Annotated in this window: 14 protein-coding genes; 6 read left to right on the top strand and 8 right to left on the bottom strand. The window is 72.0% G+C overall.

The window, feature by feature from the left end; translation table 11 throughout:
* Nucleotides 1-119: 119 nt before the first annotated feature.
* The 3 genes from trpD to ACN263_RS21395 all read right to left on the bottom strand — a co-directional run bounded on the left by trpD (nt 120) and on the right by ACN263_RS21395 (nt 2,770).
* Nucleotides 120-1,184: an anthranilate phosphoribosyltransferase gene (gene trpD / locus ACN263_RS21405; RefSeq protein ID WP_422736139.1), complete on the bottom strand. Its 1,065-nt coding sequence runs from the start codon at nt 1,182-1,184 to the stop codon at nt 120-122.
* Nucleotides 1,185-1,275: 91 nt separating this feature from the next.
* The gene (locus tag ACN263_RS21400; RefSeq protein WP_422736138.1) at nt 1,276-1,671 is read right to left on the bottom strand and encodes a hypothetical protein; all 396 of its coding nucleotides are present in this window, start codon (nt 1,669-1,671) and stop codon (nt 1,276-1,278) included.
* A 109-nt stretch (nt 1,672-1,780) separates the two neighbouring features.
* The gene (locus ACN263_RS21395) at nt 1,781-2,770 is read right to left on the bottom strand and encodes a cytochrome c oxidase assembly protein (RefSeq protein ID WP_422736137.1); all 990 of its coding nucleotides are present in this window, start codon (nt 2,768-2,770) and stop codon (nt 1,781-1,783) included.
* A 108-nt stretch (nt 2,771-2,878) separates the two neighbouring features.
* Here ACN263_RS21395 and ACN263_RS21390 point away from each other — a divergent pair, with 108 nt between their 5' ends.
* The 5 genes from ACN263_RS21390 (at nt 2,879) to ACN263_RS21370 (ending at nt 8,053) form a co-directional block, all read left to right on the top strand.
* Entirely contained in the window at nt 2,879-3,478 is a 600-nt protein-coding gene (locus ACN263_RS21390) for a cytochrome c oxidase subunit 3 (RefSeq protein WP_355236426.1), read from the top strand.
* A gap of 72 nt (nt 3,479-3,550) precedes the next feature.
* On the top strand, nt 3,551-4,390 hold the full coding sequence (locus ACN263_RS21385) for a cytochrome c (protein ID WP_422736136.1): 840 nt from the start codon (nt 3,551-3,553) through the stop codon (nt 4,388-4,390).
* A gap of 64 nt (nt 4,391-4,454) precedes the next feature.
* Nucleotides 4,455-5,549 carry a ubiquinol-cytochrome c reductase iron-sulfur subunit gene (locus ACN263_RS21380; RefSeq protein WP_422736135.1) on the top strand — a complete coding sequence of 365 codons (1,095 nt, stop codon included), beginning with the start codon at nt 4,455-4,457 and terminating at the stop codon, nt 5,547-5,549.
* Nucleotides 5,546-7,177 (top strand): cytochrome b N-terminal domain-containing protein, encoded by a 1,632-nt coding sequence (locus tag ACN263_RS21375; RefSeq protein ID WP_422736134.1) that lies wholly within the window; start codon nt 5,546-5,548, stop codon nt 7,175-7,177. Before ACN263_RS21380 ends, ACN263_RS21375 begins: the two co-directional genes overlap by 4 nt.
* 195 nt (nt 7,178-7,372) lie before the next feature.
* Entirely contained in the window at nt 7,373-8,053 is a 681-nt protein-coding gene (locus ACN263_RS21370; protein ID WP_422736133.1) for a DUF4142 domain-containing protein, read from the top strand.
* 88 nt (nt 8,054-8,141) lie between these two features.
* On the opposite strand, the gene ACN263_RS21365 is transcribed toward ACN263_RS21370, so the two are convergent.
* The 5 genes from ACN263_RS21365 to ACN263_RS21345 form a co-directional block, all read right to left on the bottom strand.
* Nucleotides 8,142-8,429: an Lrp/AsnC family transcriptional regulator gene (locus tag ACN263_RS21365; RefSeq protein ID WP_422736132.1), complete on the bottom strand. Its 288-nt coding sequence runs from the start codon at nt 8,427-8,429 to the stop codon at nt 8,142-8,144.
* Nucleotides 8,430-8,465: 36 nt separating this feature from the next.
* Nucleotides 8,466-9,320, bottom strand: a complete 855-nt coding sequence (locus tag ACN263_RS21360) for a sugar phosphate nucleotidyltransferase (RefSeq protein ID WP_422736131.1) — start codon at nt 9,318-9,320, stop codon at nt 8,466-8,468.
* Nucleotides 9,317-9,859, bottom strand: coding sequence for an NUDIX hydrolase (locus tag ACN263_RS21355; protein WP_422736130.1), 543 nt, complete (start codon nt 9,857-9,859; stop codon nt 9,317-9,319). The genes ACN263_RS21360 and ACN263_RS21355 overlap by 4 nt, the downstream gene beginning before the upstream one ends.
* Before the next feature lie 53 nt (nt 9,860-9,912).
* The gene (locus ACN263_RS21350; protein WP_422740778.1) at nt 9,913-11,706 is read right to left on the bottom strand and encodes a RelA/SpoT family protein; all 1,794 of its coding nucleotides are present in this window, start codon (nt 11,704-11,706) and stop codon (nt 9,913-9,915) included.
* Nucleotides 11,707-11,834: 128 nt separating this feature from the next.
* Nucleotides 11,835-13,589 carry a DEDD exonuclease domain-containing protein gene (locus tag ACN263_RS21345; protein ID WP_422736129.1) on the bottom strand — a complete coding sequence of 585 codons (1,755 nt, stop codon included), beginning with the start codon at nt 13,587-13,589 and terminating at the stop codon, nt 11,835-11,837.
* A gap of 127 nt (nt 13,590-13,716) precedes the next feature.
* Between ACN263_RS21345 and ACN263_RS21340 the strand changes: the two genes are divergently transcribed.
* Complete coding sequence (locus ACN263_RS21340) at nt 13,717-15,135, top strand: NYN domain-containing protein (RefSeq protein WP_422736128.1); 1,419 nt, start codon at nt 13,717-13,719, stop codon at nt 15,133-15,135.
* Nucleotides 15,136-15,140: the final 5 nt, after the last annotated feature.

The raw sequence follows: 15,140 nt of genomic DNA, 5'->3' as shown, positions 1-15,140 counted from the left end.
TCGCGCGGGTGGCCCCACGTCGCCGATGTCGCTGCGTGTCGCCGCGCTGACAGCGCCACGTCGCCGACCTGGTCGGTCGGTCGCGCGCGGCGGTTGGTCGTGCGGGGCGGTCGTGCCGGTCAGGCGGTGGCCGTGGCCTCGGCGGCGGTGGCGGTCGCGATCCAGCGCTCCAGGACGCCGGCCGCCGCGCCCGAGTCGATCGACTCGGCGGCGCGGTCCAGGCCGGCGCGCAGCGCCTCGGTCAGGTCGCCGTCGAGGGGGCCCTGGGTGGCGAGCGCCGCCGCCGCGTTGACCAGCACCGCGTCGCGGACCGGGCCGGTCTCGCCGGCCAGCAGACGACGGGCCACGCCGGCGTTGTACGAGGCGTCACCGCCGCGCAGGTCGCTGAGGGTGGCCCGGGGTACGCCCAGGTCGGTCGCGTCCAGCACGGCCTCACGGACGGTGCCGTTCTGCGCCGCCCAGACGCGGGTCGGCGCGGCGGTGGTGAACTCGTCCAGCCCGTCCTCGCCGCGCATCACCAGCACCGAGTCGCCGCGGGCGGCGAACACGTCGGCCATCACCGAGGCCATCCGAGCGTCGAAGCAGCCGACCGCGCCGGCGCGGGGGCGGGCCGGGTTGGTCAGCGGGCCGAGGAAGTTGAACACGGTGGGGACGCCCAACTCCCGGCGGACCGGCCCGGTGTGCCTCATCCCCTGGTGGAACCGGGCGGCGAAGCAGAACCCGATGCCGGCCTCGGTGACGCAGCGCACGATGGCGTCCGGGTCGAGGTCGAGCGGGATGCCGAGGAACTCCAGCAGGTCGGCGGTGCCGCAGGAGGAGGACGCGGCACGGTTGCCGTGCTTGACCACCCGGACGCCGGCTCCCGCCACGACGAGGGCGGCCATGGTGGAGATGTTGACCGTGTGGGCGAGGTCACCGCCGGTGCCCACCACGTCCAGCGCGGTGGAGCGCAGCTCGTCGGGGAGGTCGACCGGGACGGCCCGGCTCAACATCGTCTCCACCAGGCCGGCCAGCTCGGCCGAGGTCTCACCCTTGGCCCGCAGCGCCACCGCGAAGCCCGCCACCTGGGCCGGAGTGGCCGAGCCGGCCATGATCTCGCCCATGGCCCAGGCGGTGTCGGCGGTGGTCAGCTCCTCGCCGCGCAGCAGCGAGTTGAGCAGGTGCGGCCAGGTCCGATCGCCCATGGCGGGCCTCCCGAGCGTACGAAGTGCGGGTGGGCTGGAGCCGGCGCTGGCTCGGCCGGCGCCGTTGTCGGTGCCGGTTGACGCGGGGACGTCAGGCGGGTGCGTGCGTCCGCAGCAGCTCGGCCACCGTGCTGCCGGTGGTCACCGGGTCGAGCGGGTGCACCAGCGTCGCGTCGACCTCGGCGTACGCGGCGAGCCATCGGTCCGCGGCGCGGGCGATCACGAGGCAGGTGGGGGGCGCGTCGTGCCGGTCGTCCTTGATCTGCCGGGCGATGCCGATGCCGCCGCCGGGGCTCGCCTCGCCGTCCAGCAGCAGCAGGTCGATCTCGTAGTCGTCGACCAGCCGGATGGTCTCGGCGTAGGTCGACGCGTCGACGAACTCGATCTGCAGCCCGGGCGCGGGCCGGGTGCCCACGGCGAGCCGCATCCGGTCCCGGACCTGCGGGTCGTCGCTGTAGAGCAGGACGGTGCACAGACGCTCACTCATGCCGACACTCCGCTTCCAACCTCGTAGCTGCCCGCCGATCGTACCGGCCGACGTGACGTACCTGACACGCCGCCCGGCCGGGGGGCGTTGGTCGTACCGTCTGCGCAGCTCAGGCGGTCGCGGCGTCGGCGGCGCGGTCGCGGGCCTCCTGGCGGTCCAGCTCGCGGTCGACGCGGCGGGCCTCCCGTTCGGACTGCTTGACCCACTGCACGACCAGCACCGCGAGCATGGTCACGCTGACGAACTCGCCGCCGGCCCAGAGGATGCCGCCGGCGACCACCTGGTCGGCCTTGGGGTCGGCCCAGCTCAGGTTGAGCGACGGGTACCAGTCGCCGCCGAAGAGTGTGGTGCTCTGCATGATGGTGAGCCCGAGCACGGTGTGGAACGGCACGGAGAGCAGCATCAGCAGCGCCCGGGCCGGGTACGGCCAGCGGCCGGGCAGCGGGTCCAGGCCGAGCAGCGGCCAGAAGAACACGCAGCCGGTCAGGATGAAGTGGGCGTGCACCAACTCGTGCGCCCAGGCGTGCTCCAGCGTGAAGCGGTACAGGTCACTGAAGTACAGGGCGAACGGGTTGACCACGAAGATGGCGAACGCCACCAGCGGGAAGGTGTAGATCCGGGCGATCCGGCTGTGCACGATCGCCAGGAGACGCTTGCGCGGCCCGACGGGCAGGGTCCGCAGAGCGAGGGTCATGGGCGCGCCCAGCGCCAGGAAGATCGGCGACACCATGGAGAGCACCATGTGCTGGACCATGTGCACCGACAGCAGCGCGGTGTCGTAGGCGTGCAGCCCGCTGACCGTGACCAGCGCGATGCCGCCGAGGCCGGGGCCGAGGAAGAAGACGGTACGGGCGACCGGCCAGCGGTCGCCGCGGATGCGCAGCCGGTGCACCCCGTACAGGTAGAGACCGGCGGCGAGCACCAGGCCGAGGGCCAGCCAGCTGTCCAGCCGGGTCTCGGTCAGCACCGCGCCGATGGTGAACGGTGGCGGGGTCGCCTCGGTCCCGGCGGCGAGCGGGGACGGGCCCGTCGAGGTGGCCGCGAGCACATCGGCCGGGACGGCCGAGGTGGCGGCGAGGATGGGATCGACGTGCAGCACGCTTTTCAGGCTAGGCCAGGCGAACCGGACCCTGACGCGCGGGCCACGGAAGGCGCAGGTTTGCCACCCCGCTGATCGCCGGCCCCGGTCAGGGGCAATAATGACGGCGTGACTGCGGCCCCAGCCATTGACAAGAGCCGGATCCACTCTCTGACGCGACCCAACATGGTCAGCGTGGGGACGATCGTGTGGCTCTCCAGCGAACTCATGTTCTTCGCGGCGCTCTTCGCGATGTACTTCTCGATCCGCGCGGCTGCGCCGGAGCAGTGGGAGAAGCACACCGAGTCGCTGAACATCCCGTACGCGACCACCTTTACGGTGATCCTGGTGCTGTCCTCGGTGACCTGCCAGCTCGGCGTCTTCGCGGCGGAGAAGGGTGACGTGCACGCGCTGCGTCGCTGGTTCACCGTCACCTTCGTGATGGGCCTGATCTTCGTGCTCGGCCAGGTGAACGAGTACCGCCACCTGGTGGAGGACGGCGTCAAGATCAACGCCGACGGGTACGGCTCGATGTTCTACCTGACGACCGGCTTCCACGGCCTGCACGTGACCGGCGGTCTCATCGCCTTCATCATCTTCATGGTCCGCACGACCATGGGCCGGTTCACCCCGGCGCAGGCGACCTCGGCGATCGTCGTGTCGTACTACTGGCACTTCGTCGACGTCGTGTGGATCGGCCTGTACGCCATGATCTACTGGCTTCAGTGATCTTGGCGCGTCACGAACCGCGCCGCTGCTCCGTCCCCTGAGACAAGGTCCAACCGGTTAAGGACACAGCTCATGACTTCTGACAACGACCGCCGACGCGGCCTGCTCGCGCGGTTGCGCGGGCGGCCCGCCGCGCGCAGCAGGGGCCGCCGCCGGCTGGGCGCCGCGGTCCGGCTGATCGCGGCGCTGATGCTCGCCGGCGGCGCCTACACCGTCTTCGCCCCCGGTGCGCAGGCGCAGGACAATCCGCCGCTCACCGGCGCCGCAGCCGAGGGCAAGGCGCTGTTCGACGTGAGCTGTGTGACCTGCCACGGACGCAACGCCCAGGGCGTCGAGGGCCGCGGGCCGAGCCTGATCGGCGTCGGCGCGGCCTCGGTCGAGTTCCAGGTCAGCTCGGGCCGCATGCCGCTGGCCCGCCAGGAGGCCCAGGCGCACCGCAAGCCGCCGGTCTTCACGGACGAGCAGACCCGGCAGCTCGCCCAGTACATCCAGGAACTCGGCGGCGGTCCGGTCGTCCCGGGCACCGAGGAGGACCTGCACGAGAGCGGCAACGTCGCGGCCGGCGGCGAGCTGTTCCGGATCAACTGCTCGCAGTGCCACGCCTTCGGCGGTGGCGGCGGCGCGCTCTCCTCGGGCAAGTTCGCCCCGAGCCTGCACCCCGCGACCGACCGGCAGATCTACGCGGCGATGCTGAGCGGCCCGCAGAACATGCCGGTGTTCGGCGACAACCAGATCACGCCGGAGCAGAAGGCCGACATCATCGCCTACATCCAGGAGACGCTGAAGACCGACCAGGACCCGGGCGGGTTCAACCTCGGTCGGTACGGGCCGTCCACCGAGGGCCTGGCGATCTTCCTGGTTGGCATCGTGGCGCTCGTGTTCGCTAGCCTGTGGATTGCGGGTAAGTCGTGACCGAGCGGATCTTCAGTTTCACCGCCGTGGTGCCGCTCGGCGCCACCCGTAGCGAGGTGACGGCATGAGCACGCACACCGAGCACCAGACCCCCCGGGGTCCGGAGCCGCTCGACGTGAACGACCCCAGGCTGAGCCGGTTCGACATCGTCCGTGAGGGCGCGCGTCGGGACGACATCGAGATCGTCCACTACGAGCCGCAGGTGCTGCCGGGCACCAAGGCGGAGCGTCGGCTGACCCGCGTGGTGGCCGGTTTCTTCCTGATCACCGGTCTGGCCGCGACCGCCTTCCTGGCCATCTACATCTGGTGGCCGTGGCAGTACGAGCCGGGCCGCGGCGGCGACAAGTTCTACACGCCGCTGCTGGGCGCCACCCTCGGCGTGGCGCTGCTCGCCGTCGGCTTCGGCATCCTGACCTGGGGCAAGAAGTTGCTGCCCAAGGAGGTCTCGATCCAGGACCGGCACGAGGGTCAGGTCGACTCCGAGGGTCGCACCATCACCGGCCAGACCATGCTCTACCTGGCCGACGAGATGGGCATCAAGCGTCGTCCGCTGCTCGGCATCTCGCTGCTGGCCGGTCTCGCGCCGGTCGCCGCGGTCGCCGCGGCCCCGCTGGTCGGTGGGCTGATCTCCCAGCCGCACAAGAACAACCAGATGTTCACCACCGGGTTCGCCCCGACCGAGAACGGGCAGAAGATCCGCCTGGTCCGCGAGGACGGCCGCCCGGTACGCCCGGCGGACGTCAGCGTCGGTGGTCAGTTGACGGTGTTCCCGGGCATCGAGCACGGCGTCAGCAACCGGCACGCCGACTCGCCGACGCTGCTGATCCACCTGCGGGACTCGGACGCCCAGAAGTCCCGCGAGGCCAACTCGCGTCCCGACGTCGGTCACGGTGACTACATGTGGGGCAACTACGCGGCGTTCTCCAAGATCTGCACGCACGCCGGCTGCCCCGCGAGCCTGTACGAGCAGCAGACCAACCGGCTGCTCTGCCCGTGCCACCAGTCCCAGTTCCTGATCACCGACAACGCCAAGCCCGTCTTCGGCCCCGCCAGCCGGCGGCTACCGCAGTTGCCCATCGAGGTTGACTCCGAGGGCTTCTTCGTGGCGAAGTCCGACTACACCGAGACCATCGGGCCTGACTTCTGGGAGCGGCCATGAAGCGTCGAAAGTTTGACCTGGCGGCCACGCCGGGCAAGGCCGCGGCGGGGGTGGACGACCGCTTCGCGGTAGCCACGCCGCTGCGCAAGCTGCTGAACAAGGTCTTCCCGGACCACTGGTCGTTCCTGCTGGGCGAGATCGCGCTCTTCTCGTTCATCGTCCTGCTGCTGACCGGTGTGTTCCTCACCTTCTTCTACGAGCCGGCGATGACCGAGGTGGTCTACGACGGCAGCTACGCGCCGTTGCAGGGCACCCCGATGTCCGCCGCGTACGCCTCCAGCCTGGACCTGTCGTTCGACGTCCGGGGCGGTCTGGTGATGCGGCAGATGCACCACTGGGCGGCGCTGCTGTTCATGGCCGCGATCGTCGTGCACATGCTGCGGGTGTTCTTCACCGGCGCCTTCCGCAAGCCGCGCGAGACCAACTGGATCATCGGTTCGCTGCTGTTCTGGGTGGGCTTCCTGGCGGGCTTCACCGGCTACTCGCTGCCGGACGACGGCCTGTCCGGCACCGGTCTGCGGATCGCCTCCGCGATCATGCTGTCCATCCCGGTGGTGGGCTCCTGGCTCACGTCGTCGATCTTCGGTGGCGAGTTCCCCGGCACGATCATCATCAGCCGGTTCTTCATCGCCCACGTCCTGCTGATCCCGGGCCTGCTGCTCGCGCTGATCAGCGTCCACCTGGGTCTGGTCTTCAAGCAGAAGCACACCCAGTGGCCCGGCCCCGGCCGGACCAACAACAACGTGGTCGGCGAGCGGATGTTCCCCCGCTACGCGTTGAAGCAGGGCGGCTTCTTCATGGTCGTCTTCGGCGTCATCGCGCTGCTGGGCGGTCTGTTCCAGATCAACCCGATCTGGCTGTTCGGCCCGTACGAGGCGTGGGTGGTCTCGGCCGCGAGCCAGCCCGACTGGTACGTCATGTTCCTCGACGGTTCGACCCGACTCATGCCGGCTTGGGAGATCAACATCCCGATCGGCGACGGGTACGTCATCCCGCCGCTGTTCTGGCCGACGGTCGTGCTGCCCGGCATCCTGGTCGGCCTGTCGACGATGTACCCGTTCCTGGAGGCCCGGCACCTCAAGGACCGCAAGAGCCACAACCTGCTCCAGCGGCCCCGTGACGTGCCGGCCCGTACGGCCGTGGGCGCCATGGCCGTCGCCTTCTACATCGTGCTGACGCTCTCGGGCGCCAACGACGTGATCGCCGACAAGTTCCAGATCAGCCTGAACGCGATGACCTGGGCCGGCCGGATCGGCCTGCTGGTGGTCCCGCCGCTGGCGTACTACGTCACCTACCGGCTCTGCCTCGGTCTGCAGCAGCACGACCGGGAGGTGCTCGCGCACGGCGTGGAGACCGGCATCATCCGGCGGCTGCCGGACGGTCGGTTCGTCGAGGTCCACCAGCCGCTCAGCGCGTCGAACGGGCACGCGGACGGTCACGGTGAGCTGGAGTACGCCGGCTGGGTGGTGCCGAAGAAGATGAACCGGCTCGGGGCCCTCGGCCCGGCGGTCCGGGGCTTCTTCTACCCGATCGAGAAGCCGGTCGAGGCGCCGGTCTCGCCGGGTCACCCGCCGGTCGAGCCCCGTGCAGAGCGCGCGGAGATCGGCAGCGGCGAGAGCCGCCACTGACCTCCCGACAGCACCATGACGTGACGCCCGCCGGACTTCCGGCGGGCGTCACGTCGTTCTGGCCGTCCCGCCGCCCAACCGAGCAGGAGTCGGACGGGCACGGCGGGACCGGTCGACCCCGCGCGTCGGGCGATCGCAGGAATAACCCCGGTGAGCCGGGTATCCGTGCGGTCCAACGTCTCAAGGGGGGGAAGCATGTTGGGTCTCAAACGCCTCGGCCTGTTGGCCGCGCTGGTGCTGGTCGGCGTCGCGCCGGCAGCGGCCGCGCAGGCAGCGGCACAGCCGTCGACGCAGGACACCCAGTACCTGCAGGCGGTGCACCAGGTGAACCTTTTCGAGATCACCGCCGGTGACCTGGCGCAGCAGAAGGGCCAGAACCAGGGGGTCAAGGACCTGGGCGCGATGTTCAAGACCGACCACACCCAGCTGGACCAGACGGTGCAGCAGACCGCGTCGCAGCTCAACGTCCAGCTGCCGAACGAGCCCACGGCCGATCAGCAGGCGGTCCTCGACAAGCTGAACAACGCCAGCGGCGAGAAGTTCGACCGTGAGTGGGTGACCGCGCAGTTGGCCGGTCACGTCCAGGCCATCCAGGCCACGCAGACGGAGATCTCGCAGGGCTCCGAGCAGTCGGTGGTCCAGTTGGCCCAGACGGCCCTGCCGACGCTGCAGGCGCACTACGACGAGCTGGTCCAGCTGGCCAACCAGTTGGGCATCCCGGTCCCGCAGACCAGCGCCAGCGGCACGCCCAGCCCGGGCACCTCGTCGCCGGCTCCGGGTGGCGTCACCGAGTCGCCGGCGCCGAGTGGTGGGATCACCGAGTCGCCGGAGCCGGGCCTCGGCACCACCGAGCGGCCCGCTCCCAGCGAGAGCTGATCTCGCGGTAGCGCGACGGCCGGTCCACCCCGCGCGGGGTGGACCGGCCGCGTCGCGTTCCGCCCCGGCCGCGCCCGCGGCCCGCGGGTCAGTCGGCGTCCGCGAGGCCGATCGCGAACGTCTCCTCCAGGTCCAGCTTCGAGTACGCCCGGAACGCGATGTGCGACTCGGTGTTCAGCACACCCGGCACCTTGGAGATGCTGCCCGCGATGACCTGCGCGATCTGGTCGAACTCGCGGACCCGGACGATGGCGATGAGGTCGACGTGCCCGGCCACCGAGTAGACCTCGCTGACGCCGGAGACGTTGGCCAGGGCGTCGGCCACCTCGGGGATCGCGTCGGTGGCGCAGTCGATCAGCACGATGGCGGTGATCACGGGACATTTCTCCGTTCGTCGGCGTCGTCGCCCATGCTAGACCCGCACCGTACCGTCGTCGCCGAAGCGGATCACGTTCCGCAGCCGCTCGCCGTCGCGTACGGTCGCGCCCGGCCAGATCACGCTGCGCCGTACGTCGCCGTCCACCCGGGCGTGCGCGCCGACGACCGACTCGACGCAGCTCCCGGTCACCGTGGCTGACCCGTCGACGAGGGCGCCGCCGGCCGCCGCGTGCAGGTTCGCGGCGAGGTAGTCGGCCGGCGTGCCGGTGTCGTAGAAGGTGCCCGGGTACGGCACCACGTCGAGCGCCCCGGCCGCCTCCGCCGGACGCCACACCGCGCGTACCAGGTCGGAGAAGACCACCGGCAGGTCGCGGACCAGTCGCCAGGGCAGCAGGGAGAAGCCGGTGAAGCAGTGCCCGGCGAAGGTGCCCGGCGCGTCCGGGTCGGCGGCGGGTTGCCCGAGCAGGCGTACGGAGTCCCGGTCCCAGCCGTCCAGCAGCGCGGCCACGTCGGGGCCCGGCGCGGTGGCCGGATCGGCCAGGTACGCGTCGGCGTTGCCGACCAGGACCGGCCGGCCGTCGATCCAGTCCCGCAGGTTCGCCACCCCGCCGGCGGTGCCGAGCGGGTCGCCGGGCTCCACCGACAGGTGGGCGCGGTCGCCGACGTGCGCGACCACCTGGTCGGCGAGGTAGCAGGCGTTCACCGCGACCCGTGCGGGACTCCTCAGGCCGAGTCCGGCCACCCGCTCCAGGGCCCGGTCCAGCAGCGGCACGTTACCGACCGGGCACAGCGCCTTGGGCACCCGTTCGGTGAGCGGGCGCAGCCGGGTGCCCTCGCCCGCGGCGAGCACGACCGCGCACAGGTCGGCCGGCCAGCCCGCCCCGGTCATGGCGCGGTGTCGGGCACCGGCGGCGGGAACTGCCCGGCCAGCGGCCCGATGTCGTAGTAGGCGAGCAGCCGTGCGGTCGGCCAGGTCAGCTTGGGCAGGTCGTCCAGCGGGTGCCAGGCGGCCTCGAAGACCTCCCCGCCGTCCACCACCAGTTCGGTGCGGGACGCCGGCACCTCCGTCTCGAAGACCATGTCCACCCAACCCTTGGCGTGCACGATCGCGTTCGGCACGGCGGGACGCAGCCGGGACGGCGGCAGCCGGATGCCGGACTCCTCGAACAGCTCACGGGCCGCGCCCACGACCGGAGGCTCACCCCGGTTGAGCAGGCCGGCGGGGAGCGACCAGCCCTTGCCGGGAGGCTGGCGCAGCATCAGCAACCGACCCGCGCCCGTCGCCTCGCTGTCGCGGACCAGGGTGACCGCGCCGACGATGTACTTCGGGACGGCGAGCCGGACCAGACGCCGGCGGACCGGCAGCGGCAGCCGGTAGAAGGCCTGGTAGAAGACGGCCCGACCGGTGGCGCGGGAACGGGGGATCATGACCCCAGGCTAGTGGTCACGAATGTCCTTCGGACGCGCTGGGGCTGCCGGAGTCACTGTCGATGGTCGACGAGGTCGATGAGCTGGCGTACCACGGCGTCCGGTTCGATCACCCGATCGAAGACCGCGACCAGCAGGGTCTCCAGGTCGGGGTAGCCCAACTCCTCGGAGAGCCGCAGCAGCGGCAGGTCGCTGGCGAGGCCCCGGTTGTGCTGGCGCAGGGCGAGACCGATGGTGGCCCGCCCGAGGCGTACCTTGTCGCTGATCGTGATGCCCGGCTCGGTGTGCTCGGCGAACCACCTGTTGATCTGCATCTGCGCGTGCGGCGACTTGACGAAGCCCAGCCACTCCTTGCGCGGACCGCGCGGCGCGGCGGCGGCCTCGAAGCCGTTGTCGGCGTCGTTCTCGGTGAAGATCTCCACCACGTCGCCCTCGTCCAGCTCCGAGCTCAGCGGCGCGAGCCGGCCGTTGATGCGGGCGGCCAGGCAGTGGTCACCGCGATGGCTGCCCAGCTCGTACGCCAGGTCGACGGGCGTGGCGCCGGCCGGCAGCACCACCTGACGGCCGTCGGCGAAGACCTGGATCTGGCCCTCGGCGAGATCGCAGCGCAGCGACTCGTAGAACTGCGCCGGGTCGGCGGCCTCCGGCTCCCAGTCGAGCACCCGGCGCAGCCAGTCCAACTGCTCGGCCCGGGCCGCCGCGCTGCCGCGGCCCGAGCGCGGGAAGCGAAAGTCGGCGGCGATGCCGTACTCGGCGGAGCGGTGCATCTCCTCCGTGCGGATCAACACCTCCACCGTACGGTCCTGCGGGCCGCAGACGCTGGTGTGCAGCGAGCGGTAGAGGTTGTTCTTCGGCGAGGCGATGAAGTCCTTGAAGCGGCCCGGTATCGGCCGCCAGGTGCCGTGGATCGCGCCCAGCGCCGCGTAACAGTCGGTGGCCGGGCCGTCGACCACCACCGAGATGCGGGGCAGGTCGTACGGCGCGGTGTGGCCGCCGGCGACGGTGTCCTTCCAGATCGAGTAGAGGTGTCGCGGGCGGGGGCTCACCTCGGCGTCGACCCGGCTGCGCTTGAGCGCGACCCGGGCGCGGCTGACCACGGCGTCGAGGTAGGTGTCCCAGCCGGGCCGGTCGTGCACGTGCCGGGCCAGCCGGGCGTGCTCGTCAGGCTCCAGGTGCAGCAGCACCACGTCGTCCAGCTCACGCTTGAGGGTCTGGATGCCCAGACGGTCGCAGAGCGGGACCAGGACCTCCTGCGTCTTGCGGGCGATCCGCTCCCGGGAGGCCGCCGAGCGCACCCCGAGCGTCCGCATGTTGTGCAGCCGGTCGGCCAGCTTGATGATCAGCACCCGGACGTCCTTGGCGGCCGCGACGATCATCTTGCGGATCGTCTCCGCCTCGGCCGCCTTGCCGTAGAACGCCTTGTCGAACTTGGTCACCCCGTCGACCAGGTGGGCCACCTCGTGGCCGAAGTCCTCGGCCAGCGCCTGGAGGGTGTAGCGGGTGTCCTCGACGGTGTCGTGCAGCAGCGCCGCGACCAGGGTGGTGGTGTCCATGCCCAGCTCGGCGCAGATCTGCGCCACTGCGAGGGGATGGGTGATGTACGGCTCGCCGCTCTTGCGGAACTGACCGCGGTGCATGTTCTCCGCGATCGTGTACGCCCGCCGCAGCACCGCCGGGTCGGCACCGGCGTGGATGCCTCGATGGGTGCGGACCAGGTGCGTCACCGGGTCGGAGTCGGTGGTCGGCCAGGTGAGCAACGACCGCAGTCGGCGGGTCAGGGGCAGCTCGCCCGACTGGGTTGGCAGGGCGCCCCCCAGGGCGGCGCCGTGTCCGGCGTCGACGTCCACGAGGGACACCTCCTCACCCCGGCTCCGCGATCACCGTACCCGGTGAACGGGAGCAGGCCCACGAAACGGGCAGGACTGCACTTCCTTAACAGCCTAAGCGAGTCGACGTAGTCCGATCGGTCAGTTGGTCATGAGCGTTCGGTCGAGAGTTGGTGCGACGCGCCGCCCTCGGCCTTCGCCAGCAGGTCACGGAAGCGGCCCGCCCCGCCCGCCGGTGACGACCAACCGGACGACATCTCCACCAGTCGGGTCTCCGACCGCTCCAACCAGGACAGGATGCGCTCGGACTCCTCGGCGGTGGCCGACGGCACCGGCCCGTGCCCACCCGACACCGTCTCGGCCGTGGCCCGGATGGCGGTCAGCGTGGGTCGCGGGTGGACACCCGGCGGGGACACCCCGGCGCCGGCCAGCCGACCGTGGCGTACCAGGGCCAGCTCCCAGCCGCCCCGGGCGGCCGGGCGGGCCGCCGCCAGCTCGGCGATCCCGGTCAGCGCCGCCAACCGCTGCATCCGCACCGTGGCGCGCAGCACCGCGGCCAGCCGGGACCGCACCACGGCGGCCTCCTCGTACCGCTGGTCGGCCGCGAGCACGTCGATCCGGGCCAGCAGCGCGTCCACCACCGGCTGCGGGTCGCTCGCGGTGGCCGTCCGGAATGGCGCGACGGCTCTGTCGTCGTACTCCTCGGGGGTGATCTTGTGTTCGCAGGGTGCCGGGCAGCGACCCAGCTCGGCCAGCGCGCAGGCCGGCGTGACGGTGCGCAGCGAGAGCCGGTGCGTGCACTGGCGCAGCGGCACCGCGTCGTGGAAGCCGGCGGCGGCCAGCTCCGCGGCCCGACGGGAGGTGAACGGCCCGAGGTAGGCGGTGTCGGTGGGGGAGATCTCCCGCACGATCGACAACCGGGGGTACGGACCGTCGGTCAGCTTGAGCCAGACCATCCGCTCCGGGTACTTCGACCGCCTGTTGTACGGCGGCGCGTGCGCGGCGATCAACCGCAGCTCGCGCACCTCCGCCTCCAACGAGTGCGCGCACTCCACCGCCTCGACCCGCTCGGCCGCGGCCAGCATCTCGGAGATCCGGGCGCGCTTCTCGCCGGCGGTGAAGTAGCTGCGGACCCGGGTGGCGATGTCGCCCGACGTGCCGACGTAGAGCGGCCGGTCGTCGGCGGCCCGGAAGATGTACACGCCCGGAACCTTGGGCAGCCCTTCGGCCAGGTGCCGTTTGCGGCGCTGGGTCGGGGTGACCGCCCGGGCGAACTCGATGGCGTCGCCGACCGTGTCGACGCGGTGCCCACCGAGGCGGCCGATCAGGCCGTGCAGCACGTCGACGGTGGCCCTGGCGTCGTCAAGCGCCCGGTGGGTGGGCTGGGTGGCGGTCCGGAAGTACGCCGCCAGGGTGCCCAGCTTGCGGTTGGGCACCTCGTCGCGGGTCAGCACCCGCCGCGCCAGCGCCGCCGTGTCCAGCACCCGGGGGTTGGGCCAGCGGTAACCGTGCCTGGCGCAGGCCGCCTTGAGGAAACCCACGTCGTACGGGGCGTTGTGGGCCACCAGCACGGCGTCGGCGATGAACTCCAGGAAGCTGGGCAGCACCTGCTCGATCGGCGGGGCCGGCAACAGCATGGCCTGGGTGATCCCGGTCAGCACGGTGATGAACGGCGGGATCGGCTGCCCCGGGTTGACCAGGGTGGCCAGCACCCCCAGCTCCTCGCCGCCGCGCACCTTGACCGCGCCGATCTCGGTGATCCCGCCGCCGTCCGGCGCGCCGCCCGTGGTCTCCAGGTCGACCACCACGAAGGTGGTCGCGTACAGCGGCAGGGCCGGGTCCACCCCGCCCACCGCCGGGTCGAGACCGGCAAGTGACTCCTGGACGTACTCCGCCTGTGCCATCGGCGGCACGCTAGCGCCCCGGTCCGACACTCCCGTCGCAGCCGTCCCAGCAGTCACCATGGGGCTAGGATGAGAGATCGGCTCACTCACCAGGCGGTGGGCCCGCCAGCGGTGGGAGACTTGCCACATGCCCCTCACCGAGCCGCCCGACGACCACCTCCCGCAGGAGGACCCGGTCGTCCGCGACGGCGCGGTGAACGATCCGGACGCCGGTGACGATCACCCCGAACCGGCCGTCGAGCCGGAGCCGACGCTGCCCGAGCCGGTCCGTCAGCGGATCGTTGCGCTGACCGCCGCCGTGCTGCCGGGGTTGCCCGCCGACGAGGTGCCGGTGCCGCTGCGGCGGGTGGCCAAGTTCGCCCCCAACCGGCGGGCCCGGCTCGGCGCTCCGGCCATCGCCGCCCAGCTCACCGGTGACCCGCTGTTCCGGCAGCGGGTCACCGCCCGGGTGCTGGCCGACGCCGGTGACCTCGGGGCGGCCGTGGTCGAGGGCACCGCGCCGGCCGCCGCCGACCCGGTCGAGGTGGCCGCGCTGGCCTACCTGGCCCGGCCGCGTGGCTGGCGGGAGCTGATCGACGCCAGCGGCGCCGCGGTCCGCGCCGAGGCGGACAGCGCCGTCGTCGCCGAACTGGTCCGCGAGGCCGAGCAGCGGGCCACCCGCGCCGAACACGACCGTGCGGTGGCCCGGGTCGAGGCCGACAAGCTCCGCGACGAGCTGGCCCGGGTCCGCGAGGAGTTGGGTCAGCTCCGGGAGGAGTCCCGCCAGATGGCCCGTACGCTGCGCGAGACGCAGGCCCGCGAGCGCAAGGCCAGCGAACTCCTCGCCACCGAACGCGGCCGGGCCGCCCGCGCCAGCGCGGACGTCGACGCCGAGCTGCGCCGCGCCCGCGCCCGGCTCGCCGAGGCGGAGGCCGCCGCCGGGGTGGCCCGGGCCAGCGCCAAGGAGGCCCGTTCGGTCGACGACGCCCGCCTCTGGCTGCTGCTGGAGACCATCGGCCAGGCCGCCGTCGGGCTGCGCCGGGAGTTGGCGCTCGACCCGGTCGACAAGCTCCCCGCCGACTTCGTCGCCGACGCGTTCGCCGAGCAGCCCGGCGCCGCCCCGGCCGGCCCGGCCGCCCGCGCCCGCGACACCGACGACCCGGCCCGGCTCGACCAGTTGCTCGCCCTGCCCCGGGCGCACCTCGTGGTGGACGGCTACAACGTCACCAAGCGCGGCTTCGGCGAGATGTCGCTGGAACAGCAGCGCAAGCGCCTGATCACCGGGCTGGGCGGGATCGCCGCGCAGACCGGCGACGAGGTCACCGTGGTGTTCGACGGGGCCGAACGGATGCACGGGCTGCCACCCGCCCCGCGCGGCGTACGGGTGCTCTTCTCCCGCAAGGGCGAGACCGCCGACGAGCTGATCCGACGCCTGGTCCGCGCCGAGCCGGCCGGCCGTCCGGTGGTCGTGGTCTCGTCGGACCGCGAGGTCGCCGACGGAGTACGCCGGCACGGCGCGTACCCGCTGGGGGCCGACTCGCTGCTGCGCCGCCTCGCCCGTTCCTGACCGCG

Origin of the sequence: Micromonospora sp. WMMD729 (assembly GCF_049315225.1) — a bacterium.
Taxonomy (GTDB): domain Bacteria; phylum Actinomycetota; class Actinomycetes; order Mycobacteriales; family Micromonosporaceae; genus Micromonospora.
The sequence above is the reverse complement of the archived record's forward strand: the minus strand, read 5'-3'. Positions and strand labels throughout refer to the sequence as shown.

Bases quoted from the DNA above. Each gene is read 5' to 3' on its own strand.
- ACN263_RS21370 (WP_422736133.1), top strand. From the start codon at position 7,373: ATGTTGGGTCTCAAACGCCTCGGCCTGTTGGCCGCGCTGGTGCTGGTC.
- ACN263_RS21360 (WP_422736131.1), bottom strand. From the start codon at position 9,320: ATGACCGGGGCGGGCTGGCCGGCCGACCTGTGCGCGGTCGTGCTCGCC.
- ACN263_RS21345 (WP_422736129.1), bottom strand. From the start codon at position 13,589: ATGGCACAGGCGGAGTACGTCCAGGAGTCACTTGCCGGTCTCGACCCG.
- ACN263_RS21400 (WP_422736138.1), bottom strand. From the start codon at position 1,671: ATGAGTGAGCGTCTGTGCACCGTCCTGCTCTACAGCGACGACCCGCAG.
- ACN263_RS21355 (WP_422736130.1), bottom strand. From the start codon at position 9,859: ATGATCCCCCGTTCCCGCGCCACCGGTCGGGCCGTCTTCTACCAGGCC.
- trpD (WP_422736139.1), bottom strand. From the start codon at position 1,184: ATGGGCGATCGGACCTGGCCGCACCTGCTCAACTCGCTGCTGCGCGGC.
- ACN263_RS21380 (WP_422736135.1), top strand. From the start codon at position 4,455: ATGAGCACGCACACCGAGCACCAGACCCCCCGGGGTCCGGAGCCGCTC.
- ACN263_RS21385 (WP_422736136.1), top strand. From the start codon at position 3,551: ATGACTTCTGACAACGACCGCCGACGCGGCCTGCTCGCGCGGTTGCGC.
- ACN263_RS21340 (WP_422736128.1), top strand. From the start codon at position 13,717: ATGCCCCTCACCGAGCCGCCCGACGACCACCTCCCGCAGGAGGACCCG.
- ACN263_RS21375 (WP_422736134.1), top strand. From the start codon at position 5,546: ATGAAGCGTCGAAAGTTTGACCTGGCGGCCACGCCGGGCAAGGCCGCG.